The following is a 26,590-nucleotide window of genomic DNA, read 5'->3' as shown; positions in this document are numbered from 1 at the left end:
CTTTTCATCACAAGATCACCAACGAGACTTCTTCACCATGAGCGACATCACCCAAGAAATCCTGCAACTCAAACGCCGCCTCGACATCCTCGACGCCGAGGCCGACATCCGCCGTCTCCAGGCGCGCTACATGTTCCTGTGCGACACCCCCTGCCCGGAACCGGTGGCCGATGACGCCGAGCGCATCGAGAAGATCCTCGAACTCTATGCCGAAGACGCCATCTGGGAAGGCGTGGGCGCCTATTACGAAGGCCAGTTCGGCCAGGCCATCGGCAAGGACGCGATCCGCAAACACTTCCAGGCCTTCTGGGGCCAGAAGAAAGACCCGGAACTGCTGTTGAACGTGCACTACCTGACCTCGGAGCAGATCCATGTCAATGCCGATTGCACCCGTGCCGATGGCCAGTGGGTCCATTGCCAGCCCTGGATCTTCGGCGACGGTTCCTCGCTGCTGCGCTCCAGCCGCCTGAACAATCTCTTCACCAAGGTCGATGGCGTCTGGAAAATCGCCCGCACCCGCACCGAAAACGTGTTCGTCGCGCCGCTTGCTACGGGGTGGGCCAACAATGTGCCGAGCTATTCGGTGCTGATGAAGGAATAATTCTTCATCTCGCCTGTCACCGCCGTCCCTCCTGCCTCCCCGAAGAGCCTCATGCAGCCACAACAGCACGCATTGCGCCGACAATTCATTCAAACCACGGCTGGCCCGCTGCACGTGGCCAGCATGGGGCAAGGTCGGCCGGTGCTGCTGCTGCACCAGACGCCGCGCTCCTGGGATGAATATCGCGACGTGCTGCCGCTGCTGGGGCAAGCGTACTGGGCGATTGCCATCGATACCCTCGGTTTTGGCGACTCCTGCAAGCCGCCCTTGTCCGCACACAGCATCGAGCGCTGGGCGCAACTGGCGCTGGAAGTGATGGATCAACTAGGCATCAGCAAGGCCGCCGTGGTCGGCCACCATACCGGCGCGGCCACGGCCATGGAAATCGCCGCCGCCGCCCCCGAACGGGTGGCGGCGCTGGTACTGTCCTCCTGCTCCTACAACGATGCCGCTCACCGCAGCGCCCATGCCGGCAAACGCGCCATCGACGATGTGGTGGTACGCGCCGACGGCAGCCACTTGCAAGAACTGTGGCAGCGCCGCCAGCCCTACTACCCGCCAGGCGATACCGAACTGCTGTCGCGCTTCATGATGGACGCCCTCAAGGCAGGTGAGATGGCTGCGCATGGCCACATGGTGGTACGCAATTACGTGATGGAGGCGCGCATCGGCCTGGTGCACTCACCCACGCTGGTCCTGCGCGCCGGTCGCGATCCGCACGCCGCGCCCTATGCCGAACGCATCGCCCAACTCATTGCCGGCAGCCAGCTAGAGACGTTGGAAGAAGGCATGGTGCCCATGCCCGACCAGATCCCTGGGCCGTTTGCGCAGGCGGTGCTGGATTTCTTGCAGCGGGTGTGGTCCATGCCCTGCACGGATGGCGAAGCGGCCAGGAGATAAAGTCGCAAACGAAACCACGTCATTGCTCCAAAAACGTAGCGCTGCAATGTTCTGACTTCCGTCGGCAGACCACGGGGAAGGTTTTCCGATTTGGTCTTTTTACTCGCGTGGATCTTGTTGTCCAAAAAGCGTATTGAGCTCCAAGCCAGAGGGGGCTCCGGCCAATCCGCTGAAATTTCCATCGTTCAAGATCGTGCGCGCCGCGCGTTGTGCGCATCCCCACGCCGCACGCGCCAGTGCGCCGCCCAGACTGACACGTCGCACGCCCAGATGCTCCAGGTCCTGCAGCGTCAGCTCCGATGGCCAGCCGATCAGAACATTTACCGGCTTGGGCGCGACGGCTGCCACCACTGCCTTGATCTGCTCGGCAGTCTTGATACCGGGGGCATATAGACAATCCGCCCCGGCCTCGGCGTAGGCTTTCAGACGGCGCAAGGCGTCATCGAGATCGGGCTGCCCAACAAAGAAATTCTCGGCACGTCCAATGAGCAGGACATCTTCACCCGATTCGGCAATGGCCAGCTTGGCCGCACGAATGCGCTCCACTGACTCGGCGATGCTCCTCAAGGGCAGCGCAGCGCTTCCTGTGGAATCTTCTATCGACAGGCCTGCGACGCCGGTATCGATAGCCATCCGCACACTTTCTGTCACCTCTTCCAAGGTCGCACCAAATCCACTTTCGAAATCGGCGTTGATCGGCAGTTCGGTCGCATCGACCATTTGGCGAAGATGCGCGATGGTTTGGTCGCGAGATACCTCCCCCTCTGGCCGACCGGTAGACCATGCGTATCCCGAGCTGGTAGTAGCCAGGCATTTGAATCCCATGCTGGCAAGCATCTTGGCGCTGCCCACATCCCAAGGGTTGGGCAAGACAAAGCACCCGCTTTGATGAAGGTGACGGAACGCGGCACGCCGCTGGGCGATACTAGAGCTGGACATGGGAACTCCTTGCTTTGTCAGGGTTCTCGATTCTAAATTAATCCCGGACGAAGGCGTAATCCCTCTCAACCTTGCAGATGCGGGTCTTATAGGCCTGGTACCACTGCTCGCGCCCCAGGCGCTGGGCCATCTGGTGGTCCAGATCGCGTTTCCACGCGGCGATGGCTTCCAGGCTCTCCCAATAGCTGACAGTGATGCCGACTTCTTCCCGCGCCGACTCCATGCCCAGAAAACCCGGCTGGCGCGAAGCTGCCTGCACCATGGCATCGGCCATCTGGCCATAGCCATGATCGCCCTCGGTGCGCAGGGAAGTGAAGATGACGGCGTAATAGGGAACGTCTCCGGTGACGGCAATACTCATGGTGTGGCTCCAGTCAAAAAATAAAATCAGTAGCGCCGGGGTCAGGCCATCTCTGTCTCGCGCCCGAACATTTCAATCAACAAACTGCGCAGCCACTGTATGCCCGAGTCAGCCGAAAAGCGCGTATGCGTATAGATGCTCACTGGAATGCGCGGCATCTCCAGCGGCAGGTCCAGCAACACGAAGGCATCATCGAGGTTATGACGCTCGGCGATACTGCGCGGCAGGAACAGCGCCAGGTCGGTATGCCGCACGATCTGCGGCGCCACCGTGAAGTGCGGCATCCGCAGCGCGAAGTCACGCTTCACGCCCGCATTGCGCAGCACGTCCTCGGCCAGTTGGTGGCCAGTGGTATTGGTATTGGCGTAGACGTAGCGCAACTGCAGCAGGTTTTCCATGGTCAACGGCTGGCCTGCCAGCGGATGCGCACGGCGCAACATGCAGATGTAATCGTCGTAGAGCACCAACTGGCTCTGACAATCCTCGGGCAAACCCGGCAGATAGCCGAAGGCCAGGTCGATGTCGCCATTGCGCATGGCCGCGCCCAGGTTTTCCATGGCCATCTGCTGCACTTCGAGGGAGACATGCGGGGCGGCATGGGCCAGCTCTTCCATGAGCATCGGCAGCACGTGGCTACAGGACATGTCCGACATCACCAGGTGGAAGGTGCGCGTGGCCGTGACCGGATCGAAGCTGGCGTGGGTATGCAGGGCTTCGTGGATGATGCCCAGCGCACGCGCAATCGGCTCATGCAGGCGGATCGCGGTTTCGGTCGGCACCATGGCGCTGGTGCTGCGCACGAACAAGGGATCATCGAACATCTCGCGCAGACGGCGCAGCGCGTGGCTTACGGCGGGCTGGGTCAGGTGCAGGCGATCGGCAGCCGCGGTGAGGCTGCGCAATTCCCAGATGACGATGAAGGTCTTGAGCAGGTTCAGGTCGACTGCACCGATATTCATTTGCTTCATGCGCAACATTCCAGACAATCATTTGACCCTGGATTTGCCCAGGGTCTATTGTTCATCCCAGGACGCAGGCTGTGGCAAGCGCTGCGTTCTCCCTCTGATCTGCTGATCGACAAGCGCTTGGCGCTGACGCCGATTGCGCAAAGGATAACGGCGCACTGTCTGCGGTGTCATCATTTTTCTGCCCACAAAAAAACCGCCCAGCAAGCCGAGCGGTTTCATCAGAAATCACAAGAACGCCGCAGCGCTACACCGCCAACTGCTGCAAATGCCGGCTCACCGCCTCCAGCACGATGGCATCCACGCCCGCCCCTTGGGTCTGCTCGACGTGCGCCAGAAACGCCTTGCGCATCCGCGGTTCCCAGAAACGTTTGAGGTGCGTGGCCAGGTCGGCGATGGCCTGGTCGCGGTCCGGCATGGTGGAAAAGAAATTGCCAATCTGGTTGGCCATCTTGACCAGGTGTTCGGTATTCATGCGTGCTCTCCTCCTGCTCTGTTCATCAACTGTTTGATCCAAGACTGCCAATCCTGCCAATCGTGCACTTCACCGCAAACGCTGTGGCCGCGCATACACCACATGCCCCTGCTTGCGCACGAAGCCCAGCAGCGTCACATCGGTCTCCTCGGCCAGCCGGATCGCCAGTGCCGTCGGGGCCGAGACGGCAGCGATGAAGCCGATGCCTACCATGGCCGCCTTCTGCACCATCTCATAACTGGCGCGGCTGGTGATGATGGCCGCGCCCTGCGAAAAGTCGGCGCCCTCTTGCGCCAATGCACCAATGAGCTTGTCCAGCGCATTGTGGCGACCGACATCTTCACGTACCAGCACGATGCGTCCCTCGACATCCATCCACGCCGCCGCATGGGTGGCGCCGGTCACCTGCTGTAACTGCTGGCGCGACTGCATCTGTTCAAATGCCGCGTGCACCTGCTGCACCGTGAAGAGCGCGCCGGCCGCCACCGCCTGCGGATGCCGCACCGCCTGCTCCAGCGTCTCGGCGCCACACAGGCCGCAACCGGTGCGCCCGGTGAGGTTGCGGCGCTTTTCCTTCAACGCCACGAAGCGTTCAGTGGCAATGCGCATCTGCACCTGCACACCTTCGCAACCAGGCAAGATCTCGCATTCATACAATTCGCCGGGCGCGGCCAGGATGCCTTCGGTGAGCGAAAAACCCAGCGCAAAATCTTCCAGGTCGGTGGGCGTAGCCATCATCACGGCGTGCGAGATGCCGTTGTATTCCAGCGCGATCGGCACTTCCTCGGCCACGACATCGTCCACCGTCTCGCGCTGGCCATCGCGCCAACGATCCACCTGCACATGGGCAAAGGTGGCGTAGTCGCCGCTGGCTTCATCGATGACGGGGCCGCTGTTGCGGGTATTGCTGTTGCGTGTATTCATGCTGTCCTGCGCGGCTTGGCCGGGCTCGTGTCTGCAAAAAAAAATCTGGGCAGCGCGCACCGGCCTGCGCTGCGCCGTTACTTGGTGACCAGTGGTTCGGCCTGTTTGTCGATCTGCTTGTCACCCTGCTTGTCACCCTTGAGCAATTCCAGTTGCTCGCGGTTGAAGCGCTCGTAATGCTGCTGCCATTCGGACGGCTGGGTCACCGGCATCACCTGTACCGCCGTCACCTTGTACTCGGGGCAGTTGGTGGCCCAGTCGGAGTTGTCGGTGGTGATCACGTTGGCCCCGGATTCCGGGAAGTGGAAGGTGGTATAGACCACGCCCGGTTGCACGTTCTCGGTAACGGTGGCGCGCAATACGGTCTGGCCGGCGCGCGATTCCACCCCGACCCAGTCGCCCTCGCGGATGCCACGGTCCTCGGCATCGTGCGGGTGGATTTCCAGCCGGTCTTCGCTATGCCATTGCGAGTTCTCGGTGCGGCGCGTCTGCGCGCCCACGTTGTACTGCGACAGGATGCGGCCGGTGGTCAGGATCAGCGGGTAACGCTGGGTCACCTTCTCATCGGTGGCGAAGTACTGCGTGTTGATGAACTTGCCCTTGCCTCGGATGAAGCTGCCTACGTGCATGATGGGCGTGCCTTCCGGTGCCGCTTCGTTGCATGGCCACTGGATGCTGCCAAGTTTTTCCAGCTTGTCGTAGCTCACGCCGTGGAAGCTGGGGGTCAGGGCGGCGATTTCATCCATGATCTCCGAGGGGTGATTGTACGGCATCGGATAACCCAGCGCTTCGGCCAAGGCTACCGTGACTTCCCAGTCGGACTTGCCGGCTTTGGCCGGCATCACCTTGCGCACGCGCGAGATGCGGCGCTCGGCATTGGTGAAGGTGCCATCCTTTTCCAGGAAGGACGAACCGGGCAGGAACACGTGCGCATACTTGGCGGTTTCGTTGAGGAAAAGATCCTGCACCACGATGCATTCCATCGCTTGCAAGGCGGCCGCCACATGCTGGGTATTGGGGTCGGACTGGACGATATCTTCACCTTCGCAATACAGACCCTTGAAGCTGCCATCGAGCGCGGCATCGAACATGTTGGGAATGCGCAGGCCCGGTTCAGGATTGAGCGTCACGCCCCAGGCCTGTTCGAACTGACCGCGCACGGTGGAGTCCGAGATGTGGCGATAACCCGGCAGCTCGTGCGGGAAGGAACCCATGTCGCAGGAACCCTGCACATTGTTCTGGCCCCGCAGCGGGTTCACACCCACGCCTTCACGACCGACGTTGCCGGTGCACATGGCCAGGTTGGCGATGCCCATCACGGTGGTCGAACCCTGCGCATGTTCGGTCACGCCCAGGCCGTAGTAGATCGCGGCATTGCCGCCGGTGGCATACAGCCGTGCGGCGCCACGGATGGTCTCAGCCGGCACGCCGGTAATGGCCGCCATGGCTTCGGGCGAATTGTCGGCACGCAGGACGAATTCCTTCCAGTCCTGGTAGGACTGCAGATCGCAGCGCTCCTGGATGTAGGCTTCATCCTGCAAGCCCTCGGAGAGAATCACATGCGCCAGCGCGGTGATGATGGCGGTGTTGGTACCGGGGCGCAGCTTGAGGTGATAGTCGGCCTGGATGTGCGGCGACTTGACCATCTCGGTAGTGCGCGGATCGATCACGATCAGCTTGGCGCCCTGGCGCACGCGGCGCTTGATCTGCGAGGCAAAGACCGGGTGGCCGGAAGCCGGGTTGGCGCCCATGATGAGGATGACGTCGGAATGCATCACCGATTCGAAGGTCTGGGTGCCCGCCGACTCGCCCAGGGTCTGCTTCAAGCCATAGCCGGTGGGCGAATGGCACACCCGCGCGCAGGTATCGACGTTGTTGTTGCCGAAGGCGGCGCGCACCAGCTTCTGCACCAGGTAGGTCTCTTCATTGGTACAACGCGAAGAGGTGATGCCGCCGATGGAATCCTTGCCATGCTTGGCCTGGATGCGGCGGAACTCGCTGGCCGCATAGGACAACGCTTCTTCCCACGACACTTCGCGCCAGGGATCGTTGATGCTCTTGCGGATCATGGGGTTTAAGATGCGATCCTTGTGGGTCGCATAGCCCCAGGCGAAACGGCCCTTGACGCAAGAGTGGCCCTGGTTGGCCTTGCCATCCTTGTACGGCACCATGCGCACCACTTCATTGCCCTTCATCTCGGCCTTGAAGGAGCAGCCCACGCCGCAATAGGCGCAGGTGGTGACCTTGCTGTGCTCGGCCTGGCCCAGCATGATGACGGTCTTCTCGGTCAAGGTGGCGGTCGGGCAAGCCTCGACGCAGGCGCCGCAGGAAACGCACTCCGATTCCATGAAGGTATCCATCTGCCCGGCCGAGACGCGCGATTCGAAACCGCGACCATTGATGGTCAGTGCAAAGGTGCCTTGGGTTTCTTCGCAAGCCCGCACGCAGCGGTTGCAGACGATGCACTTGGAGGGGTCATAGGTGAAGTAGGGATTGGATTCATCCTTCTTCATCTTGGTGTGGTTCTCCCCCTCGTAGCCATAGCGCACTTCACGCAGGCCGACCACGCCGGCCATGTCCTGCAGTTCGCAGTTGCCGTTGGTGGGACAGGTCAGGCAATCCAGCGGGTGGTCGGAGATGTAGAGCTCCATCACGCCGCGCCGGATCTCGGCCAGCTTGGGCGTTTGCGTCTGCACCTTCATGCCGGGTTCGCAGGGCGTGGTGCAGGAGGCCGGATAACCCTTCATCCTGCGACCATCCTTTTCGATTTCCACCAGGCACAGGCGGCAGGAACCGAAGGGTTCCAGGCTATCGGTGGCGCACAGCTTGGGCACGTTGATACCGGCCTCGACCGAGGCGCGCATCACCGAGGTGCCGGCCGGCACCGTCACCTGCACGCCGTCGATCTCCAGCGTGACCATCTGTTCCGAGGCCCGTGCGGGGGTGCCGTAATCCGTTTCATTGAGCTGGTTCATGTTGCAACTCCTCTGCATTCGGTAATGGGGTCAGGCCGCCTGTTGGCTGGGCGCGCCGAAGTCTTCCGGGAAATGGTTCAGCGCCGAGAGCACCGGGAACGGCGTCATGCCGCCCATGGCACAGAGCGAACCGTTGAGCATGGTGTCGCACAGGCTCTTGAGCAGATGCACTTGCTGGCCGCGATCCTGGTTGGCGATGATCTTGTCGATCACTTCCACGCCACGGGTGGAACCGATGCGGCAAGGTGTGCACTTGCCGCAGGACTCGACGGCACAGAATTGCATGGCATAGCGGGCTTGCTTGACCATATCGACACTATCGTCAAAAGCGACCAGCCCGCCATGCCCGATCATGGCGCCTATCGCGGAGAAAGCTTCATAATCGAGCGGCGTATCGAATTGCGAGGGGGGGAGATAAGCCCCCAGCGGTCCACCCATCTGCACCGCGCGCAGCGGACGACCACTGGCACTGCCGCCGCCGAAGTCTTCCAGCAACTGGCGTAGCGTCAGACCGAAGGCCTTTTCCACCAGGCCGCCCTGCTTGATGTTGCCGGCCAACTGGAATGGCAGCGTGCCATGCGAGCGGCCCACGCCATAGTTCTTGTAGAACTCCGCCCCCCGCGCCAGGATCACCGGCACCGAAGCCAGCGAGATCAGGTTGTTGATCACGGTAGGCTTGCCGAACAAACCCTCCAGCGCCGGCAGCGGTGGCTTGGCGCGCACCACGCCGCGCTTGCCTTCCAGACTCTCCAGCATGGCGGTTTCTTCGCCGCAGATGTAGGCGCCGGCGCCCTTGCGTACTTCCAGGTGGAAGGACTTGCCGGAACCGAGGATGTTGTGACCCAGGTAGCCGCGCGCGGTGGCGATGGCGATGGCGTCGTTCATCGTCGCAATCGAGTGCGGATATTCGGAGCGCACATAGACATAACCCTCGGTAGCGCCCACGGCCAGGGCCGCAATGGTCATGCCCTCGATCAGGGTGAAGGGATCGTCTTCCATGATCATGCGATCCGAGAAGGTGCCGGAGTCGCCCTCATCGGCATTGCAGACCACGTATTTCTGCGTGGCCGGCGCACGCAACACGGTCTGCCACTTGATGCCGGTGGGGAAGGCGGCACCGCCCCGACCGCGCAGGCCGGAGGCGATCATCTCCTCGACGATGGCTTCCGGGGTCTTGGCCAGGGCATTCTTGAGGCCGACATAACCGTCATAGGCCAGGTAATCCTCCAGCGACAGCGGATCGATGATGCCCACCCGGGCGAAGGTCAGGCGCTCCTGATTCTTGAGGAAGGAGATCTCTTCGGTCAGGCCCAGGTGCAGTCTGTGCTGGCCTCCCGCCAGCAGCCCGGCATCGAAGAGGCTGCCCACATCCTCGGCTGCCACTGGCCCATAGGCCACGCGTCCGGCCGCGGTGGACACTTCCACCAGCGGCTCCAGCCAGAACATGCCACGCGAGCCATTGCGCACCAGCTTGATGCTCTGGCCGCGTTTGTCCGCCTCGGCGCGAATGGCCTCGGCGACTTGGTTGGCGCCCAAGGCCAGTGCGGTGGAGTCGCGCGGCACGTAAATGGTGACGATATCCTGGGTGCTCATCATGCCTCCCGCTTGGCCTGGATCAGGCGCTTGAATTTATCGGCATCGACGCGGGCGTGCAGTTCGTCGTCGAGGGTGAGATTGGGACCGATGGCGCACTGGCCCAGGCAATACACCGGCTCCAGCGTGAACTGGCCATCCGCGCTGGTCTCATGGAAGCCGCAGCCCAGCAGGTTCTGCGCATGTTCGGCCAGGGCTTCGCTACCGCGCGCCTGGCAAGCTTCGGCACGGCACACCTGCACCACATGCTGGCCGGCCGGTTCCTGGCGGAAGAAGTGATAGAACGAGATCACGCCATGCACCTCGGCGCGCGAGACGTTCAATTCACCCGCAATCATCGGCACCGCATCGGCGGGGATGTAGCCGACCTGTTCCTGGATGCCGTGCAGGATGGGGAGCATGGCGCCGGCCATGTGCTTGCGCTCGGCGATGATGCCACGCACCGCAGCGACGTCGAAAACTTGTTGCCTCTTCATGGATGCCTCCTGTGTTGCCTCGATGCGGACCCGGTCCTGCTTCTGCTCTTGCTGGATCTTGTACCCACCGCGCAATGACCAACGAATGAAAATGGGGATGAGGGAAATCTGCCGCGCCTAGGGCGGCGCCGCCTGCTGCCAACAGATCAGGGGCAAGGAGGAACCATGCAGCGGCCCGCCAGCGCCCCGGTGATGGGCGCGCACGGCCGTGCGAAGTGAAACAGCTAGTCTCCGTTGTTGCATGTTCTCCCTGCCTTCGGGGTTGGTGGGAACACTGCGGATGCTGACCGGCCCTTACCGATGGGCCGCTCATGCTCCTGTTTTTTGATAGTCGCTGACACAAGCTGCCGCTGCTCACGTGGCAGAGCAGCTTGTGTCAGCGGCTTTCGCCGCTGGGGTCAGACCTCTGAGCTCAGAGGTCTGAGATCTAAGGTCTCACATGCAGACCGGGTGGAGCCGGCCTGCGGATGAAACGATGACGTCTCGAACTACGCGATCAACGGAACAGCACGGCCGACTTCTGCAACACCAGGGTGATACCCCAGATCAGCGGAATGCCCACCGCGGCCCATGCCAGGCCGATCATCACCGGGTTGCCGCCGGTGCCGATCTGCGACATGTCGCCCGAACCGGCCGTCGCCACTGCATCGGCCGCCGACTTTTCGTGGGCCAGTTGCTTTTCACGGGCCAGTTCTTCCGGCGTCATGAAGTGCTTGGCGGCCACCGGACGGATCAGCAGGTTGCAGATCAGACCCAGCACCAACATGCCGGCCAGGATGTACATGGTGGTGTTGTAGACCTGGCTCTTGGGCATCCCCAGGGACAACTGGTACTCACGCATGTAGTTCACCACCACCGGGCCCAGGATGCCGGCAGTGGCCCACGCGGTCAGCAGGCGGCCGTGGATGGCGCCCACCATCTGGGTGCCGAACAGGTCGGCCAGGTAGGCCGGCACGGTAGCGAAGCCGCCGCCATACATCGACAGGATGATGCAGACCGCACCGACGAACAGCGGGATGTTGCCCGCCTTGGCCGACCACGGCAGGCTCACGTACAGCACGAAGCCCAGCACGAAGAAGATGGCGTAGGTCATCTTGCGACCGAAGAAGTCCGAGCACGAGGCCCAAGCGAAACGGCCACCGATGTTGAAGAGCGAAATCAGGCCGGTGAAGCCGGCCGCCAGTGCCGCGATGGCGGTCTTCTGCTCGACCGACAGGTCATTGAAACCGATGTTCACACCCAAGAGCTTGCCGCCGAACACTTCCTGCAGCATCGGCGAGGCGATGCCGATGACGCCGATACCAGCCGACACGTTCAGGCAGAGCACCAGCCACACCAGCCAGAACTGGGGGATGCCCCAGACCTTGGAGACGTGCACGTGGTTCTGGGTGATCATGGTGGCAGAGGACTTGGCCACCGGCGGGGTCCAGCCAGCCGGCTTCCAGCCGGTCGGCGGCACGCGGTAGCCGAAGGCGCCGGCCATCATGAAGACGAAGTAGATAATCGCCATGACCACAAAGGTTTCCCACACGCCCACCGAGGTGGGGGAGGCAAACTTCTTCATCAGCGCATCGGCCAGGGGCGTGCCGACCAGCGCACCACCACCGAAGCCCATGATGGCCATGCCGGTGGCCATGCCGCGCCGGTCTGGGAACCACTTGATGAGGGTCGACACTGGAGAGATGTAGCCCAGACCGAGACCGACGCCACCGATGACGCCCGAACCCAGCCACATCAGCCAGATCTGGTGCGTCTTCACGCCCAGGGCCGAGATCAACAGGCCACCGCACCAGCAGATGGCGGCCACCACACCGGCCTTGCGCGGACCGGCGTGTTCCAGCCAGCCACCCCACAATGCTGCGGAGATGCCCAGGAGGACGAAGAACATGGTGTACATCCAGCCCAGCATGGAAATCTTCCAGTCACAGGAGGACGAGAAGACCTGGGCGAAGAAGCCGACATCGGCACCGCAGGCAATCGGCGCGGTCACGCCCAGGGCCTTGGACAGCGGCAGCCAGAATACGGAGAAACCGTAGGCCATGCCGATGCACAGGTGGATTGCGAGTGCTGCTGGTGGGACCAGCCAGCGGTTGAAGCCAGGCTTGGCGACTGTGTGTTCCTTGTTCAGGAAATCGAAAGCCATTATTCCTCCGAATGTTTTATGAGTGATGTGGGTAAATCGAAGGAAGGATTACAGCGCAAATAGCCTGGCCGGATCGTGAAACCGGCCCCTTTTTGCGGCGTTATCCTTCTCTTTTAATTTATTTATTTATGTACAACACCGCATATATTTTCTATCATCTATGCGGAGTGACGCGAAATTATCACCGATAAACAGCCGTTTCAATATGCTTTCTTTTTCTTAAATGTTCAAAGTCCACATCAAACCTCACTGGGAAATCGCCTACGACAACGAGGCGGCGCTGGACACGGCCAATCTTCTGACCTTGCTCACGGCAATCCAGCAAAGCGGCTCGATTGCGCGTGCTGCGCAATTGACGCGCTATTCCTATCGCCACGCCTGGGGCCTGTTGCGCGATGCCGAGCGCATGTTCGGCAATGCCCTGATCGAAAGCGGCCGTGGTCGTGGCACCACGCTGACCGATTTCGCCAGCAAGCTGTTATGGACCGATCGCCTGGTGACGGCGCGCCTGTCGCCCACGCTCGACAGCCTGGCCTCGGAGCTGGAGGTGGAACTGAGCAAGACCGTCGAAGGCAAGGCCGAGAAGGTACGCTTAAATGCCAGCCACGGTTTTGCCGTGGCCGCCTTGCTCAACAAGATCAACGAGGGGCGCTTGCCGGTGGAAGTGCGCTACCGCCACAGCACCGACGCAGTGGCCGCACTGTCGCGCCAGGAATGTGACCTGGCCGGCTTTCATGTGCCGCTGGGCGAATTCGAGAAGCCGGCCATCGCCGCCTATGCCAAGTGGCTCAACAAGCGCAGCGATTGCCTGATCCACCTGGCCATCCGCAACCAGGGCCTGTTCATCGAACCGGACAACCCCAAGGGCTTGCGCGGCCTGGCTGACCTGGTACGTACCGACCTGCGCTTCGTCAACCGCGAAGCCGGCTCGGGCACGCGCATGTTGCTCGAACTGATGCTGGCCGGAGCCGGTATCGCCCACAAGAAGATCAATGGCTTCGAGAACACCGAGTTCACCCACTCGGCAGTGGCCGCCTTCATTGCCAGCGGCATGGCCGACGTCGGCTTCGGCGTGCAGACCGCCGCCCACCGCTTCGGCCTGGGCTTCATCCCGCTGGTGCGCGAACGCTATTTCTTCGCCCTGCCGGCGGCGTCCCTGCAAGACCCGCTGATCCGCTCCGTGATCGACATCCTGCAATCGGATAGCTTCCGCAAGGTGGTCAACAACCTGGCCGGCTATGACGCCACCGACATGGGCAAGATCCAGACCATCAAGGAAGCCTTTGGCTAACTAGGGCCTGCTCCCCTCCCCAACTGCCCGCTTGTAGGCGCTTGGCGAAGAGGCTAAACTCGCGCCCCTGGCCCGCTGCCGTCCTGGCGGCGGGCCGTTTCTTTTCGTCTGCCCGATCGCGCCATGAATTCCGCCGCACCCGCTTCCAAGCCCACCCAGCCCGCCCTGTCCGCACTTGCTGCGCTGGACGCCCGCCTGTTACGCCTGTTGGAGGCCCTGCTTGATGAGGTACACCTGGCGCGTGCCGCGGCGCGCGTGGGCTTGTCGCTGCCGGCCGCGGCCAGCGCACTGGAACGCTGCCGCCAGTTGCTGCGCGATCCCTTGCTGGAAGACGGTGGCCTGCAGATGCGCCTGACGGCCACCGCCCAGGCCCTGCGTGAGCCCTTGCACAAGCTGCTGTATGGCGACGAGGTTGGCAAAGACAGCAACGCTGCAGCGGACCAGGCGCAGCCGGAGCAGGGTCTGGCCACGCTGGCGCGCCGGGTGCGCATCCTGATGCCGGACTATCCGGCGCAAGTGGTGGTCCAGGCCTTGTATCAGGAACTGAGCGCCGCGGCGCCCCTGCTGGACCTGGAGTTCCAGACCTGGCTGGGAGAGGCTGACGCCATCGCCCGCCTGGAACGCGGCCAGACCGAGCTGGTCCTGGGCGCGGCCACGCCCGCCCTTAACCTGCGCGGTCGCGAGGTGCTGCAGGAACGCTGCGTGGCGGTGATGCGGCGCGACCATCCGGCCGCGCATCAATTGACCCTGGCGCGCTGGCTGGACTATCCGCATCTGCAGATCGCCTGCCACGACACGCTCAACCGCATGATGGACCAGCAGGTCGCCATGCAAGGCCGACGCCGCCGCATCGGCATGGTGATCCCCAATTTCCTGATGGCGCCGGCCTTGCTGCAGGGCACGGACCTGATCGCGGTCATGCCCATGCACTGTGTGCCAGCCGCCACCGCCGCTCATCCGGTGGCGCTGACCTGCCTGCGCCCGCCACTGCCGCTGGAGGCGCCGCCGCTGCGTCTGCTGCAGCATCGCCGTCATACCGATGACCTGGCCGTGGCGCACGTGGCGCAGGTGCTGGAACGCATCGTGCGCCAGCGCTTCGAGGGCCGCTGAACAGGCCCTAGACAGTGGCCGAGGAGGCCGTCACATCCAGATGCTTCTGCAGGAAGCGCACACATTCGCGCACCTTGGCCGAATTCTTCAATTGCAGGGGATAGACCGCGCACAGGTCGGCCTCCTGGAAATACTGTGGCAACACCCGCACCAGCCGCCCGCGCTTGAGACTGTCGGCCACATCCCAGATCGAGCGCAGGATGATGCCATGCCCATCCACCGCCCACTGGTGGATGATCTCGCCATGGTTAGAGGCCAGCCCGCCCGAGACCTTGACCGTCTCCTGCCCCTTGGGCCCCATCATGCGCCAGATGCCGAAGGACTGATTGCGCTCGCGGATCACCAGGCACTGGTGCTGGCGCAGCGCAGCCAAGTCGGCCGGCACGCCATGCTTCTTGAGATAGGCCGGACTGGCACACAGCACACGCTGGCTGGGCAGGATGCGCTTGGAAAACAGATGTGGCTCATGCCCTGCCCCCACCCGGATATCCAGGTCGATGCCCTCATTGACCAGGTCGATCTGCCGGTCCACCAGTTCCAGTTGTATCTTCAACTCCGGGTGTTCGCTGGCAAAGCGCGACAGCAAGGGCGACACCACCTTGCGCCCCAGCCCGAAGCTGGTGCTGATCTTGAGCAAGCCGCGCGGCACGCGCTTGGCGCTGCTGACGGTTTCCATCATCTGCTCCACGTCGTCAAGGATCTTGCGCGCCCATTCATGGACATTGCCGCCATCCTCGGTCATGACCACGCTGCGCGTAGTGCGATGGAACAAACGCACGCCCAGCGCCTGCTCCAGCAAGGCGATGCGCTTGCTGATGTAGGCCGGCGAGGCCCCTACCTCGCGCGCCGATTCAGCAAAATTGCTATGCCGCGCTACCACGCAGAACAAGCGCAGGTCTTCCAGCAGGGGAGAATTGTTCACGATATGTAGCCATTGGAGTCAACGATGTGTAGATTATAACGACTTGCGCTGATGAGCTTTCCGCTCCAGCCGAGACGCTACGCATCGCCTGCCAAGCACGCCAAATCTCCCGCAACGACGCGAAATGTGGCAGTCTTGCGCAATCGCAATGAATTCCTTGGAGTCACCGGCATGAGCATCATCGAAGAGCAGGAAGTCCCGCCCGACCTCCCGCATATCCAGCGGATCGAAGTCAATCAATTGCAGTGCCTGCGCGTACAGACCGAGCGCGCCGAATTGCTGATTGCCGAACAGGGCGCCCAGGTACTGCGCTACCAGGTCCACGGCCAGGAGCCGCTGATCTGGATGAGCGAGCAAGCCGCCTTCGAAGCCGGCAACTCGGTGCGCGGCGGCATCCCGGTATGCTGGCCCTGGTTCGGCGACCTCATGCGCAATCCACCACAAGTCCAATCCCTGCACGCCGGCGGCCGCCTGCCGGCGCATGGCCTGGTGCGAGGCATCCCCTGGCTGTTGATGGAAAACGCCATCGAAGGCGACACCGTGCGCCTGGTACTGGCCATTCCCCCGACCAACGAATCACCGGCCTTGCGCCACCTGCCGCCGGGTATCGAGCTGCGCCTGGAAATCCTGCTGGACGACCGCCTGCATCTGAAACTGACCACCCGCAACGGCAGCGAGCAGCACATCGCCCTGACCCAGGCACTGCACAGCTACTTTGCCGTCAGCAGCATCCATGACGTCACCGTCGAGGGCCTGGAAGGCCAGCGCTATATCGAAACCCTGGAAGGCTGGGCCGAGCGCGAGCAGAAACGTGCGCTGGTGGTCAGCAGCGAAACCGACCGCATCTACCTCGACCTGCCGCCCCACCTATCGATCCGCGACGATGGCTGGAACCGCCGCATCCATATCCAAGCCAGCGGCTCGACCTCGGCCGTGGTCTGGAACCCCTGGGTGAGCAAGGCGCGACGGCTGTCGCAGTTTGCCGATGACGCCTGGCAACGCATGTTGTGCATCGAAACCGCCAATGTGATGGATGACCTGGTGGAACTGGAACCAGGGGCCGAGCACAGCATGGGCGTGAGCCTGTGGGCCGAAGCCCTGGGCGGCTGAAACCTGCGGGTCCGGCTGCCGCCGATCGGTTGTCAACTGCACTTGCGAAGGCGCTACCGCTGCGGTAGCGCCTTTTTTCTGGGCTGACGTTTTCTGCACTGTTCACGAATCGTGTTTTATAAAATCACCAGTTCGTGGATGACCGTTGGGCAGAAGCGTTCTATGATGACTGCAGTTTTTATCGCCCAGTCATCTCCAGAGGAGCAGCAACGATGAGCAAAAACCACAGAATCGCCGTCATCGCCGGCGACGGCATTGGCCAGGAAGTGATGCCCGAAGGCCTGCGCGCGGTCGAGGCCGCCAGCAAGAAGTTCGGCATCGACATCGAATTCACCCACTTCGACTGGGCGCACTGCGGCTACTACGCCAAGCACGGCCAGATGATGCCCGATGACTGGTTCGAACAGTTGAAGGGCTTCGAAGCCATCTTCTTCGGTGCTGTCGGCTGGCCGGCCACGGTGCCGGACCACGTCTCGCTGTGGGGTTCGCTGCTCAAGTTCCGCCGCGACTTCGACCTCTACGTCAATCTGCGTCCGGTGCGCCTGATGCCGGGCGTGCCCTGCCCGCTGGCCAACCGCAAGCCGGGCGACATCGATTTCTACGTGGTGCGCGAGAATACCGAAGGTGAATACTCCGCCATCGGCGGTCGCATGTTCGAAGGCACCGAGCGCGAGACCGTGATCCAGGAATCGGTGTTCAGCCGCAAGGGTACCGACCGCATCCTCAAGTTCGCCTTCGACCTGGCGCAAAGCCGCCCCAAGAAGCACCTGACCTCGGCCACCAAGTCCAACGGCATCGCCATCACCATGCCTTACTGGGATGAACGGGTCGAAGCCATGGGCGCCAAGTACCCCGACGTGCGCCGCGACAAGTACCACATCGACATCCTGACCGCGCACTTCGTGCTCAACCCGGATCGCTTTGACGTGGTGGTAGCCTCCAACCTGTTCGGCGATATCCTCTCCGACCTCGGCCCGGCCTGCGCCGGCACCATCGGCATCGCCCCCTCCGCCAACATCAACCCGACCCGCGAACTGCCCTCGCTGTTCGAACCGGTGCATGGTTCGGCGCCCGACATCTTCGGCAAGAACATCGCCAACCCGGTGGCCACCATCTGGTCCGGCGCCATGATGCTGGACTTCCTGGGCAATGGGGAAGGCAAGTACCGCCAGGCGCACGACGCCATGCTGGCGGCTATTGAACAGGTGCTGGTCAATGGCCCGACCACCCCTGACCTGGGCGGCAAGAGCAATACCACCGAGGTCGGCCAGGCCATTGCGGCGGCGATCTGAACCACGCGGCCCCAAGCGTGAAATGAACAATGGCTCGCCGTGTGCGAGCCATTTTCATGTGCGCGCAGCATGTTCATTCGCGATGGGCATGTTAGGATTGCCGCAACTTTATTTTTCGCGATCGTTGAGTTGGACATGGCTGCAAGCCTGCGCATGACAGGACACCGGGTATTGGCCGAACTGCTCTTCTGGAGCATCACGCTGCTACTGTTGCTGGAAGACGATGTCGCCATGCTGGCCATGATGCTGACCTGACGCGAAGCCTTGCGACATGGATCCACGACCGCCCCACCCCGCCCCCCGCCTGACACTGCCCCTGCTGCTGGCCGCCACACTGGCCGCGACCTGCCTGCCGGCCCATGCCGAGTGGTCACCGCTGGGCGAGAACAGCATCGGCAGCTTCTTCATCGACAAGAGCAGCATCGTGACCACCCGCAGCGTGCGCCAGGCCCAGATCCTGTTGAACTGGAACCGCCCGCAATTGCTCATGGGCCAGGGCAGCAAGACCTATTACCTCTCCGAAGTCTCGACCGCCTACTTCGACTGCAGCAATCGCCAGCTGGGATTCGGCAGCCGCAAGATGTATGCGCAGGCCGATGGTCGCGGACAACTGCTGCTGGCCCCGCAACTGGCCTATTCGGATGTGAAGCTGCAGGATCCGATTCCTGGTTCGACCGGGGAGCGGGCCATTGAGGCGGTGTGCGGAAAATAGCTGCGCCACTGGCGGACGATGCCGGAACACCCGCCCTCAAAAGCACACTAAGCCCATGTTTTCATTGAGAAAATGTATAATCTTGCGTATATCAAGGTTGTCATCTCATGAGAGGCCGACATGAAGCTATCGAGCAGGTTGAGGGTGTCGTTGCGCAAGCGCCAGGGCCAGGTCGTACTGCGCAGCGAACTCACCAGAATGGCCAGCCCCTCGCAGCTCAGTGCCGGACTGAATCAACTGGTCGGGCAAGGATGGCTGATACGACTCAGTGAAGGGCTCTATGCCAAGTCGCAGCCTGGCGAGGATGGGCGTGGTCACCTGCAAGCCCCGCCTGCCGACCTGCTGCGCGAGGCCTTCGCCAAGCTCGGCATTCAAATCAATGGCGTGCAACAGGACACCGAGCAAGATCGCCCGGTACTGTGGGTAGATGTCGGCAGTCGCCGCATCGAACGCAAGGTGGACATCGATGGCGTGGAAGTGCGCTATTTGCGTCATGCCACGCAAGACGGAATGTGCCCCTCTCTGCCTGCGAATCCAGACGACCTTCCCACCACAGGTGTACAGCGCTTCATCGAACGCTACGCGCGAGCCCATCGCGTGCATCCCGTGCGCACCGGACTGGACGACTATGCCGAAGCCGTCACCCGCGCCGCAGGCGATGACGTGACGCTGGACCCGGTGGGCAAGCTGCTGGTTGCCCTGAAGAAGAAAGGCCTTCTCAATGGCGCACAACTGGCGCGCCTGATGACCAACTATATGCGGGAGACAAAAGGTGTTCGATCCCTTCGGCGACTTCCAGAGCGCGGGCTATCTACGCAACATTGAAGGTCTCAAGGATGGCGATGAAATCAAGGTGCAGGAGCACCTTTTCTTCGAAGCCAATCTGGAAACCGCACTCGACTATCTCGAAAATGTACGCGGCCCGCTGCGTTATGAGCATTTCATGCAGGTACATCGCCTGCTCTTCGGCGAATTCTACCCATGGGCAGGACAGGACCGCCACACGCTTGGGGTGGGCCGCTTGATCGGCAAGGGTGAGCGCCTGCAGTTCGAAGCCGCAGAGTTGTGCCAACGTGCAGTGGAATGGGGCCTACACATGGGCAATGACCGCAAGACCATGCGCACCCGGCCGGGAGCCGTGATGGGTGCCTTCGCCTGGGGCCATCCCTTCCTCGATGGCAATGGACGCACCATGCTGGTAGTCCATTCCGTGCTGAGTCATCGCGCCGGCATCACCATCGACTGGCGTGCTACGCGCAAACAGGATTATCTGGCAGCACTGACCCAGGAACTACTCCATCCTCAAGGACAGCATCTGGATCGCTACTTGCGTCCCTTCATTGGCAGCGCTACGCCTCGCAGCTCGTTACTGGAACATCTGCAAGCCATCGACGGCCTGGATGGCAGAAACAGCCGACAGCAAAGTGACGTTGCCTATGGTGCCGACGATACGACGGCCCGTCGCCATTACCTGGATATGAAACGTAGCCGTGGCACAACCGGTCAGGACGACGACTAGCACAATCAGCAAATTATTTACGCTGGCGGGGCTACCTTGCTTTCCCATCTGGAGCATGAACTTCATCTCTTCAAGAAAGATAGATCAACACAAGGCTTGCTCTCGCGAATGAAATCGGTGATAATCGCTGGCTTGCGTCGCCGGGATGGCGGAATAGGTAGACGCACGGGACTCAAAATCCCGCGCCGCAAGGCGTGCCGGTTCGATTCCGGCTCCCGGCACCAGTAATTTTTCGCTTAAGAATGCACCTTTCGGGGTGCATTTTTATTTTCTGGCGCAGAAATCAGTACAGCCCATTACAGCTGAAAATACCTCGTTGTACTCTGTGACTTTGTCCTCTGTTGTCCAGGCAAGCTGCCAAGGCCACCCAGAATCACCAACGTCAATTTAGCACATAAAAACAACTGGCCGTACCGCTCTGAACCCACCGAAAAGTATGACCTTTTACTGCCGACAGCCGGTGGCTTCAACCGAAACTCTTTGTCCCGCCCGGGCATGACGTTTTTTTTTCGAGCCGCGCGTAGGTTCACCGAATACTATGACCCATGGTCCAGACGCCACCGGATCTTATGACCGCAATCCCCGAAAGTTATGACCTTTAATATTCGGTGACACCGCAAAATATGTCCGAAGGCACCGGAAACTATGACCTATCCCCGCGCAAAGACAATCTGGTATTGGATTTTCGCTACCTAAAGGTTCTTAAAGGATGGTCTTTTAAAAATCTCTAAAACAACATCAGCATGTTGTTTTCTTCGATCAGTTCGAAAAAGCACGGACAAAAAAAGTTTGGCCTGTGGCTTGCGATAGACAAAATTTTTTAGTTAGAATGCGCGGGTAGAGTCTCTGGGTTGCCGAAATTGGCGAAGGCGTAAAACCCGGTTGTGTATAGGACAGATTCTATTCAAGGTAGGTGCCCAAGGCCCGTGCCCCCTTCTCTCTTCTTCCATTTTCTGCGAGCTGGAATGAATGGAGGGCAAGCATCAAGCAGGAAGTAACGAAAGTTAGCGTGCCTGCTTAGTCAACCAATCAAGACGCTGCCAAGATCGCACTGACTCACCCCTTAACTGCAAAGTTAAGGGGCGTTTTAGTGGATCCCCCATGGGCGTTTCAAATATATTCCCCTCAAATTCCGAGCACCATTCTCGTTCAATCGAATTGGACAGCAGCATGCCGCTGATGCTCCGCACATCACTTGTCGAACGGCTAGCAGCAGCCAATGGCGGAAATCGAGAACTACTTCCGATAACGTTGCTGCCTGATTTTCTTCCAATCAGCTACCAGACCATTAGAAATCAACTAAGCCGCGGCGGCTCTAAGATTGGAGCCGGAGGCGGCTGCGCGGGGTTGGATGTTGTTCGCTTCAACTCGCGAGTTTATGTCCGCACGGAAGATCTTTTGAGATTGATTTGGAACTCCTCTGCTGGCACGATTCGCAAAAAAGGCGGTCGCAAAAGCAATCGACAAAGAGCTGAAGAACGGTTGTCAGCATCAGTCGCACAGGTCGCACTATGATCGACTCCGCCTCGACGTCGGATATACGTTCCCGTCACACACTAGCCGAACTCGAAATGCTGCTATAGCGGCTGATCGCTTAAAGACGGAGACCCATCAATGGATAAGACACTCGCGCAAATCCAAGAAAAAATCGCTCATCAGCAACAAAAACTTGAGCAGCTTCGAGCGCAAAAGAAAGCACTTGAAGCAAGAAAGGCAGAGGATGATAGAAAGATCGATAGCCGAAAGAAAATCTTGGCAGGGGCAGTCTTTCTAAATGCTGTTGAAATAGGAAAAATAAGTTCAGATGACTTCCTGATTCTTATGGATACGCGGCCGCAGCAGTAGCTGATCGCCCCGTGCTACGACTCACGACCTTCACTGACAAATGAAAAATCGCTATGGAAATACCTCCAGGTGTTGCGGTTTGCGTCGCAGACCGCACGCAAACTGGCCGCAGGCCAGTTTGCATAAGTGCGCCCTTCGGGGTTACGGTGACTCAAGAAACGTTGTCGCCGCAAACAGAAGCATTAAAAAACCTATCTTCGAAGCGGCTGGTTTTCACCAGCCCCCTAGCATTCAATCAACCCAGCTTTCGAGCCAATGCGCTTGCTCTTAAGTTGGTGTATCCGCGCAACATAGATAACGTTTTATGACCGGTCTGCGAGGAGACCTCCATGACGTCCAGACCCTTTTCAAACATTCGGCTAGTGGCCTCTCGGCGACAATCGTGAAGCCGAATATTCTCGAGAAATCCGGCTCTTGGTTGATGCCCAGCCTTCTCGCAATCGGATCTGTATTTATCTTTAGCCAATGACAGTGCTTTCTCGAACGCATATCGAATGGCCCGCGTGGTGACGTTGAAAACCCTCTTCTCGGGCACTTCCTTATGAACGGAAACCACTTTTTCACCGGTGGGCTTCTTCAACAGCGGTGCCAAAAGCATTGCTGCCCGCGAAGAAAGACCGATCACCCGGTCCTCACCATTCTTGGTATCTAGCAAAGTTGCGGTTCTAGCTTCGAGATCAATGTCGCGAACGCGAAGTCGTAAAAGCTCACCTCTGCGACATGCCGTTTCGATCAGCAATTCAAAGAAGGACCAAATCTGGGGATTGGAGAATTTGGCGAATTCGGCACTCAGATATTCATATTCGTCAGCTTCAAACCGCCTGCTTCTCATCCGTGACGGTCGAGGCAGTTCAACCGTTTTCACCGGATTTTGTAGGTCGACGCACCAGCGCCTGGAGATAGCTGTGCGAAAAATATGGCTGACAATCATCAGGTACTTGCGGATTGTCGTATCTGAAAGAGATGCTGACCTCTGCGGCTTTCACTCGCTTATCCGCGCTTTTCATGAGGTCATGCTCATGTAGATTGAGGAACTGGGTGACCAAGGCCAGCGATTCCGGGTCGTCCTGCAATCGCAAGCGTAACGCTTCAGAGGCTTGCAACTCATCTCGTGAATAAATGTTTTTTCGAGATTTCATTAGAGCCGACTTGACGCCGGTGATGTCGGTCAGCAAGCCGTCCGCCTGTGCGATAAATACCGGCACAGAAAGATAGTAGCCCTCGCCGCCGAGATCTGAGTGCGCCTTAACCGCAGCATTGATCGCAGCGGCCCGTGCGGGGTACTGCTTCGTCAGGCTATACGCCATCGACTGCAGGTTGTCGCGGTAATACTGTGACAGTAATTCATCCACCTCCGAGGGGTCGATTTGGGCCATTTTTTCTACCAAGACCAAAACATCTTCCAAAGACTGGTCCCAACCGAAAAACCAGCCTTTGGATGAAGCAAGAGTCATGGCGGCTTTGGACTTGGCAGGCAGCTCATTCAATCGTCGCGTTATCTCCGCCCAATCAATTCGCGCCCGCTCCAAACACGGGGCTATCTCGCGAGCGAAGAAATCGGATAATGCCTGTGTTGCGCCAGTTATAAGTTGCAGCCCGCTCAGGATCACAGGCGCATACGGCTGCAATGTCGTCAAGAAGTGACTAGCGGTATCCTGAATATCCGATGCTGCTTCTGTTTTTTTCTCTGACATCAATCCACCTTCATGCAATGTGACTTAGCAATCGATGCCCCCTCCGCCACTGTCGACCCGTAGACTTGAAAATGGCGGATAAAGCACGGATTTCTCTTTATGCAAATTGCCGTCATGTCACTCATCAGCGAGAACGGTTTATACAGAGAGGGGGGCGGATCAGCAACCGATCAACCAAACCTTTTATGTTCCCTAGCATTTTTATCTCTCATTTATTTTCTTATCTACCGACAGCACGGATTCATCCGATCAAATATTCGAAAGGCTGCGCGGTGAGTGCCTACGCGCATGATGTTTCACTAGAAGGAATTCCGCTGCCAGGCCCTTTCATATAGGTATCAAAGGAAGCTAAATTCTCCTTGGATGGAGGTGCGGCTGTGAGATCAAGGCCACGTATTGCATCTGCCACGTCACGGCGGCTCATCTGTCCGATGATGTAAATTCCGTTTTGAAGTTCATAATCCAATGCCCCACATTCTTTGTTAATACGGCCATGGGTCGGCATCGATGGAATCAACTTCGGCTTCCCGCTGACCTGATTCTTTGCCAATGCAACACGCAAAAACTCCAACTTCTTGAAGGAAACGTATGTGTGGTCCAGATGGGCCTCGATCAGAAGAACAAGTTCTGGCTTCTTAATCACCGCCTTCAACTGGCCTATTTTGGCTTCGATGCCAAAGTGGCTGAAGTCTTTAGCCTGGTTTTTCAGAGATGCAAGCTTTTGATCCAAGCCCCCATTGGCAGACCATTTCTTGACCTCACTAACCCACTCGCGCCAAGATCGCAGCAGTTCGTAAGTGGCGAAGATCCACATCTGCGATTGGGCGCCAAGAAAATACGCCCGAGGTGGCGTGCGTTCAGTCTCGAACCATTCGCGCAACGTCGCGTACTCAAGCTCCATGAGAAACCCATCCGTCATGTCGAGATTAAAAGCTTGTGTCCGGAAATAGGGATCTGATTGCAGGAAGCAAAGCTGTCCGAGCGCAGAGCGGAGTTCGCCATCGGGAATGTCGCCGGGCGCCAGGTAGCATGGCCGATCCTCGGGACTGTACTCGCAACCATAAAGCTCTTCGTCGTCAAATTGGCTCTCTGTCACGTCTTCTCCTAGAGATTGCACTCCGCGCCGGGAAACTGTGACTACATTATGGCAAATGCCCAACGGTTTGGTTACTTTGAGATTTGCCGGTGCTTGACGGCATTTCTGACTAACTTTTTCTACAAAGGCAGAATTTGCAAGGATCTCGAAGGACTTTTTTGATTCTGGAACCAAATGATTGCGCAATGGAAATACCAAGATGTTTTAAAGCCCGCGTGACTGCTGACACAGCATTTTTTTCTGCCCCTCGCCGTCCGGCGAGGCAGCATGACATCCACGATGAATACCATCATCTCTGATGGCATCCATCAATCGGCCTGACATCACCCACACAACCAACCCGCAGCCCGAAAAATCAGCATCTCCACACTATCGAATTGCTGAATCCCAGGAATCTTCTCCGCATCATAGGTCGCAAAAACCGGCTTGTTCCACTTGAGACCCAAGGCCATTTCAGAGATAGTCCCCCACCCTCCCCCCACCGCAATCAGGCAAATTGCGCTGCTTGCGATGACCGCGTTACGGGCTTCCCCAAGTCCCGTAGGCAACACCACACTCAGATAAGCGTTCCCGCTCGCCGCATCGGCATCAGGAAGAATGCCAATGACCAATCCCCCTGCATCCCGCGCACCTTGTGCCGCCGCCTCCATCACCCCGCCCTTGCCACCGCAAATGATGGGCACACCCGCCCCCGCCAATGCACGCGCAATACGAAAGGCGCTGGCCTTCTGTTCGTCCGTGGCCTCGCCCGGACCGATGATCGCCACCGGCTGGCGGATCGCATTGGCGCCGGCTTGCCGCTGTGCCAGTTGGGCCAGCACCTCTTGTGTTTCCTGACTAAGTTGATTGTCGACGTCTTGCAACTGCATCACCGATTCCAATAAAAGTTGAACAGCAGACCAGCAGCACCAACGACAGCGCCGCGGCCTCGGAAAGATCGCTGCCGCCGTCGCTGACCTTCTGGTACAGCTGCAGCGGCAGGATATTGATTTGCGCCCCCACCATCGCCAACGCCGTGCCATAGGTGCCCATGGCAATGGCCGCCACGACACATCCCGACTGGAGGATGGCGGGATAGACCTGGGGCAGCGCAATCTCAACAGCAGCACGCAGCGGCGAAGCACCCATGGTGCGCGCCGCGTGCAAGGACCGCACGTCGAAATTGGCGAAGACCGGATACAGCGTCAGCGCCACCCTGGGGATGAGGTAGTAGGCATAGGCCAGGGCCAGGCCCCACAAGGAATAGAGCAGACTGCCCGAACTGGCCGGATCAATGCCAAACACTTCCAGGCTTTGCGTGACGAAACCTGCGCGTCCGAAGGCCAGGATGAAGCCATAGGCGATCACCAGGCCCGAGAACGCCAGCGGCAAGCCCAGCAGCATGATCATCCAGCCGCGCCGCTGTTGCGGCTGCCGCGCCAACTGGATGGCGATCAGGCTGCCCACCACCACCGACATGCCGCCCGAGAGCAGGCCCAGCAGCAAGGTGTTGGCCAAGCCCTGCCAGAACAGGCGGTCACCGAACAGATGGGCGAAGCTGTGGCCGCCGTCGCTCCAGGCTTCGGGCAGCAACGACAGCAGCGGCAGGAAGAAAAACAGGGCCAGCGCAATGCAGGCCGGCCACGATCCAAATCGTTGCATACGAAG

26 protein-coding genes and 1 tRNA gene are annotated in these 26,590 nt (G+C 59.9%); 12 read left to right on the top strand and 15 right to left on the bottom strand.

The window, feature by feature from the left end:
• Positions 1-37: 37 nt before the first annotated feature.
• Both RC54_RS07290 and RC54_RS07285 read left to right on the top strand, forming a co-directional pair.
• Positions 38-601, top strand: a complete 564-nt coding sequence (locus RC54_RS07290; RefSeq protein ID WP_061789070.1) for a nuclear transport factor 2 family protein — start codon at positions 38-40, stop codon at positions 599-601.
• A 51-nt stretch (positions 602-652) separates the two neighbouring features.
• Positions 653-1,501, top strand: coding sequence for an alpha/beta fold hydrolase (locus RC54_RS07285; RefSeq protein ID WP_061789069.1), 849 nt, complete (start codon positions 653-655; stop codon positions 1,499-1,501).
• 99 nt (positions 1,502-1,600) lie between these two features.
• Here RC54_RS07285 and RC54_RS07280 read toward each other — a convergent pair whose 3' ends face one another.
• The 9 genes from RC54_RS07280 to RC54_RS07240 form a co-directional block, all read right to left on the bottom strand.
• Positions 1,601-2,440 (bottom strand): isocitrate lyase/PEP mutase family protein, encoded by an 840-nt coding sequence (locus RC54_RS07280; protein WP_058894769.1) that lies wholly within the window; start codon positions 2,438-2,440, stop codon positions 1,601-1,603.
• 37 nt (positions 2,441-2,477) lie between these two features.
• Positions 2,478-2,801 (bottom strand): antibiotic biosynthesis monooxygenase family protein, encoded by a 324-nt coding sequence (locus RC54_RS07275; protein WP_061789068.1) that lies wholly within the window; start codon positions 2,799-2,801, stop codon positions 2,478-2,480.
• A gap of 41 nt (positions 2,802-2,842) precedes the next feature.
• Positions 2,843-3,769 carry a LysR family transcriptional regulator gene (locus tag RC54_RS07270; protein WP_058894767.1) on the bottom strand — a complete coding sequence of 309 codons (927 nt, stop codon included), beginning with the start codon at positions 3,767-3,769 and terminating at the stop codon, positions 2,843-2,845.
• Positions 3,770-4,013: 244 nt separating this feature from the next.
• Positions 4,014-4,241 carry a formate dehydrogenase subunit delta gene (locus RC54_RS07265; RefSeq protein ID WP_058894766.1) on the bottom strand — a complete coding sequence of 76 codons (228 nt, stop codon included), beginning with the start codon at positions 4,239-4,241 and terminating at the stop codon, positions 4,014-4,016.
• 69 nt (positions 4,242-4,310) lie between these two features.
• Positions 4,311-5,165 (bottom strand): formate dehydrogenase accessory sulfurtransferase FdhD, encoded by an 855-nt coding sequence (fdhD, locus tag RC54_RS07260; RefSeq protein WP_061789066.1) that lies wholly within the window; start codon positions 5,163-5,165, stop codon positions 4,311-4,313.
• A gap of 77 nt (positions 5,166-5,242) precedes the next feature.
• Positions 5,243-8,140 carry a formate dehydrogenase subunit alpha gene (gene fdhF, locus RC54_RS07255; RefSeq protein WP_061789065.1) on the bottom strand — a complete coding sequence of 966 codons (2,898 nt, stop codon included), beginning with the start codon at positions 8,138-8,140 and terminating at the stop codon, positions 5,243-5,245.
• 30 nt (positions 8,141-8,170) lie between these two features.
• Positions 8,171-9,733, bottom strand: a complete 1,563-nt coding sequence (locus RC54_RS07250) for a formate dehydrogenase beta subunit (protein ID WP_061789064.1) — start codon at positions 9,731-9,733, stop codon at positions 8,171-8,173.
• On the bottom strand, positions 9,733-10,209 hold the full coding sequence (locus RC54_RS07245; protein ID WP_061789063.1) for a formate dehydrogenase subunit gamma: 477 nt from the start codon (positions 10,207-10,209) through the stop codon (positions 9,733-9,735). The genes RC54_RS07250 and RC54_RS07245 overlap by 1 nt, the downstream gene beginning before the upstream one ends.
• A 496-nt stretch (positions 10,210-10,705) precedes the next feature.
• The gene (locus tag RC54_RS07240) at positions 10,706-12,352 is read right to left on the bottom strand and encodes an OFA family MFS transporter (RefSeq protein WP_034358472.1); all 1,647 of its coding nucleotides are present in this window, start codon (positions 12,350-12,352) and stop codon (positions 10,706-10,708) included.
• A gap of 223 nt (positions 12,353-12,575) precedes the next feature.
• Between RC54_RS07240 and RC54_RS07235 the strand changes: the two genes are divergently transcribed.
• Positions 12,576-13,643, top strand: coding sequence for a substrate-binding domain-containing protein (locus RC54_RS07235; protein ID WP_061789062.1), 1,068 nt, complete (start codon positions 12,576-12,578; stop codon positions 13,641-13,643).
• A 123-nt stretch (positions 13,644-13,766) separates the two neighbouring features.
• The gene (locus RC54_RS07230; RefSeq protein ID WP_061789061.1) at positions 13,767-14,753 is read left to right on the top strand and encodes a LysR family transcriptional regulator; all 987 of its coding nucleotides are present in this window, start codon (positions 13,767-13,769) and stop codon (positions 14,751-14,753) included.
• Positions 14,754-14,760: 7 nt separating this feature from the next.
• Here the strand turns inward: RC54_RS07230 and RC54_RS07225 are convergent, their stop codons facing one another.
• On the bottom strand, positions 14,761-15,675 hold the full coding sequence (locus tag RC54_RS07225) for a LysR family transcriptional regulator (protein WP_061789060.1): 915 nt from the start codon (positions 15,673-15,675) through the stop codon (positions 14,761-14,763).
• Between the two features lie 171 nt (positions 15,676-15,846).
• Between RC54_RS07225 and RC54_RS07220 the strand changes: the two genes are divergently transcribed.
• From RC54_RS07220 to RC54_RS07185, 8 genes are all read left to right on the top strand, one after another.
• On the top strand, positions 15,847-16,785 hold the full coding sequence (locus RC54_RS07220) for a D-hexose-6-phosphate mutarotase (protein ID WP_061789059.1): 939 nt from the start codon (positions 15,847-15,849) through the stop codon (positions 16,783-16,785).
• Positions 16,786-16,997: 212 nt separating this feature from the next.
• Positions 16,998-18,077: a tartrate dehydrogenase gene (locus tag RC54_RS07215; protein WP_061789058.1), complete on the top strand. Its 1,080-nt coding sequence runs from the start codon at positions 16,998-17,000 to the stop codon at positions 18,075-18,077.
• Positions 18,078-18,348: 271 nt separating this feature from the next.
• Positions 18,349-18,789 carry a surface-adhesin E family protein gene (locus RC54_RS07205; RefSeq protein ID WP_017454085.1) on the top strand — a complete coding sequence of 147 codons (441 nt, stop codon included), beginning with the start codon at positions 18,349-18,351 and terminating at the stop codon, positions 18,787-18,789.
• A gap of 120 nt (positions 18,790-18,909) precedes the next feature.
• Positions 18,910-19,614, top strand: a complete 705-nt coding sequence (locus RC54_RS07200) for a hypothetical protein (protein WP_244216455.1) — start codon at positions 18,910-18,912, stop codon at positions 19,612-19,614.
• The gene (locus RC54_RS07195; protein ID WP_061789055.1) at positions 19,562-20,308 is read left to right on the top strand and encodes a Fic/DOC family protein; all 747 of its coding nucleotides are present in this window, start codon (positions 19,562-19,564) and stop codon (positions 20,306-20,308) included. Before RC54_RS07200 ends, RC54_RS07195 begins: the two co-directional genes overlap by 53 nt.
• Before the next feature lie 139 nt (positions 20,309-20,447).
• Positions 20,448-20,532, top strand: a tRNA-Leu gene (locus RC54_RS07190).
• Positions 20,533-21,478: 946 nt separating this feature from the next.
• Positions 21,479-21,823 (top strand): hypothetical protein, encoded by a 345-nt coding sequence (locus RC54_RS25045; RefSeq protein WP_156481266.1) that lies wholly within the window; start codon positions 21,479-21,481, stop codon positions 21,821-21,823.
• Positions 21,824-21,922: 99 nt separating this feature from the next.
• Entirely contained in the window at positions 21,923-22,153 is a 231-nt protein-coding gene (locus RC54_RS07185; RefSeq protein WP_061789054.1) for a hypothetical protein, read from the top strand.
• Between the two features lie 235 nt (positions 22,154-22,388).
• Here RC54_RS07185 and RC54_RS07180 read toward each other — a convergent pair whose 3' ends face one another.
• The 5 genes from RC54_RS07180 to RC54_RS07160 all read right to left on the bottom strand — a co-directional run bounded on the left by RC54_RS07180 (position 22,389) and on the right by RC54_RS07160 (position 26,584).
• Positions 22,389-23,018 carry a site-specific integrase gene (locus tag RC54_RS07180; RefSeq protein ID WP_164471195.1) on the bottom strand — a complete coding sequence of 210 codons (630 nt, stop codon included), beginning with the start codon at positions 23,016-23,018 and terminating at the stop codon, positions 22,389-22,391.
• Positions 23,005-23,847 (bottom strand): hypothetical protein, encoded by an 843-nt coding sequence (locus RC54_RS07175; RefSeq protein WP_061789052.1) that lies wholly within the window; start codon positions 23,845-23,847, stop codon positions 23,005-23,007. Before RC54_RS07175 ends, RC54_RS07180 begins: the two co-directional genes overlap by 14 nt.
• 280 nt (positions 23,848-24,127) lie before the next feature.
• Positions 24,128-24,943 carry a hypothetical protein gene (locus RC54_RS07170; protein WP_061789051.1) on the bottom strand — a complete coding sequence of 272 codons (816 nt, stop codon included), beginning with the start codon at positions 24,941-24,943 and terminating at the stop codon, positions 24,128-24,130.
• A 323-nt stretch (positions 24,944-25,266) separates the two neighbouring features.
• The gene (locus RC54_RS07165; protein WP_044529337.1) at positions 25,267-25,812 is read right to left on the bottom strand and encodes a TIGR00725 family protein; all 546 of its coding nucleotides are present in this window, start codon (positions 25,810-25,812) and stop codon (positions 25,267-25,269) included.
• The gene (locus tag RC54_RS07160; protein WP_061789050.1) at positions 25,781-26,584 is read right to left on the bottom strand and encodes an ABC transporter permease; all 804 of its coding nucleotides are present in this window, start codon (positions 26,582-26,584) and stop codon (positions 25,781-25,783) included. Before RC54_RS07160 ends, RC54_RS07165 begins: the two co-directional genes overlap by 32 nt.
• Positions 26,585-26,590 lie beyond the last annotated feature (6 nt).

The sequence above is a fragment of the Herbaspirillum rubrisubalbicans genome (genome assembly GCF_003719195.1).
Taxonomy (GTDB): Bacteria; Pseudomonadota; Gammaproteobacteria; order Burkholderiales; family Burkholderiaceae_D; genus Herbaspirillum; species Herbaspirillum rubrisubalbicans.
Note: the sequence above shows the minus strand (reverse complement) of the source record. Positions and strands in the feature narration are given on the sequence as shown.

What these genes read in the sequence shown, in the direction of transcription:
- RC54_RS07215 (WP_061789058.1), top strand. Translation starts at nt 16,998, where the DNA reads ATGAGCAAAAACCACAGAATCGCCGTCATCGCCGGCGACGGCATTGGC.
- RC54_RS07265 (WP_058894766.1), bottom strand. Translation starts at nt 4,241, where the DNA reads ATGAATACCGAACACCTGGTCAAGATGGCCAACCAGATTGGCAATTTC.
- RC54_RS07240 (WP_034358472.1), bottom strand. Translation starts at nt 12,352, where the DNA reads ATGGCTTTCGATTTCCTGAACAAGGAACACACAGTCGCCAAGCCTGGC.
- RC54_RS07160 (WP_061789050.1), bottom strand. Translation starts at nt 26,584, where the DNA reads ATGCAACGATTTGGATCGTGGCCGGCCTGCATTGCGCTGGCCCTGTTT.
- RC54_RS07230 (WP_061789061.1), top strand. Translation starts at nt 13,767, where the DNA reads ATGAATTCCGCCGCACCCGCTTCCAAGCCCACCCAGCCCGCCCTGTCC.
- RC54_RS07175 (WP_061789052.1), bottom strand. Translation starts at nt 23,847, where the DNA reads ATGTCAGAGAAAAAAACAGAAGCAGCATCGGATATTCAGGATACCGCT.
- RC54_RS07250 (WP_061789064.1), bottom strand. Translation starts at nt 9,733, where the DNA reads ATGAGCACCCAGGATATCGTCACCATTTACGTGCCGCGCGACTCCACC.
- RC54_RS07185 (WP_061789054.1), top strand. Translation starts at nt 21,923, where the DNA reads ATGGATAAGACACTCGCGCAAATCCAAGAAAAAATCGCTCATCAGCAA.
- RC54_RS07275 (WP_061789068.1), bottom strand. Translation starts at nt 2,801, where the DNA reads ATGAGTATTGCCGTCACCGGAGACGTTCCCTATTACGCCGTCATCTTC.
- RC54_RS07165 (WP_044529337.1), bottom strand. Translation starts at nt 25,812, where the DNA reads ATGCAGTTGCAAGACGTCGACAATCAACTTAGTCAGGAAACACAAGAG.
- fdhD (WP_061789066.1), bottom strand. Translation starts at nt 5,165, where the DNA reads ATGAATACACGCAACAGCAATACCCGCAACAGCGGCCCCGTCATCGAT.
- RC54_RS07280 (WP_058894769.1), bottom strand. Translation starts at nt 2,440, where the DNA reads ATGTCCAGCTCTAGTATCGCCCAGCGGCGTGCCGCGTTCCGTCACCTT.
- RC54_RS07245 (WP_061789063.1), bottom strand. Translation starts at nt 10,209, where the DNA reads ATGAAGAGGCAACAAGTTTTCGACGTCGCTGCGGTGCGTGGCATCATC.
- RC54_RS07205 (WP_017454085.1), top strand. Translation starts at nt 18,349, where the DNA reads ATGGATCCACGACCGCCCCACCCCGCCCCCCGCCTGACACTGCCCCTG.
- RC54_RS07270 (WP_058894767.1), bottom strand. Translation starts at nt 3,769, where the DNA reads ATGAAGCAAATGAATATCGGTGCAGTCGACCTGAACCTGCTCAAGACC.
- RC54_RS07285 (WP_061789069.1), top strand. Translation starts at nt 653, where the DNA reads ATGCAGCCACAACAGCACGCATTGCGCCGACAATTCATTCAAACCACG.
- fdhF (WP_061789065.1), bottom strand. Translation starts at nt 8,140, where the DNA reads ATGAACCAGCTCAATGAAACGGATTACGGCACCCCCGCACGGGCCTCG.
- RC54_RS07200 (WP_244216455.1), top strand. Translation starts at nt 18,910, where the DNA reads ATGAAGCTATCGAGCAGGTTGAGGGTGTCGTTGCGCAAGCGCCAGGGC.
- RC54_RS07235 (WP_061789062.1), top strand. Translation starts at nt 12,576, where the DNA reads ATGTTCAAAGTCCACATCAAACCTCACTGGGAAATCGCCTACGACAAC.
- RC54_RS25045 (WP_156481266.1), top strand. Translation starts at nt 21,479, where the DNA reads ATGCCGCTGATGCTCCGCACATCACTTGTCGAACGGCTAGCAGCAGCC.
- RC54_RS07220 (WP_061789059.1), top strand. Translation starts at nt 15,847, where the DNA reads ATGAGCATCATCGAAGAGCAGGAAGTCCCGCCCGACCTCCCGCATATC.
- RC54_RS07290 (WP_061789070.1), top strand. Translation starts at nt 38, where the DNA reads ATGAGCGACATCACCCAAGAAATCCTGCAACTCAAACGCCGCCTCGAC.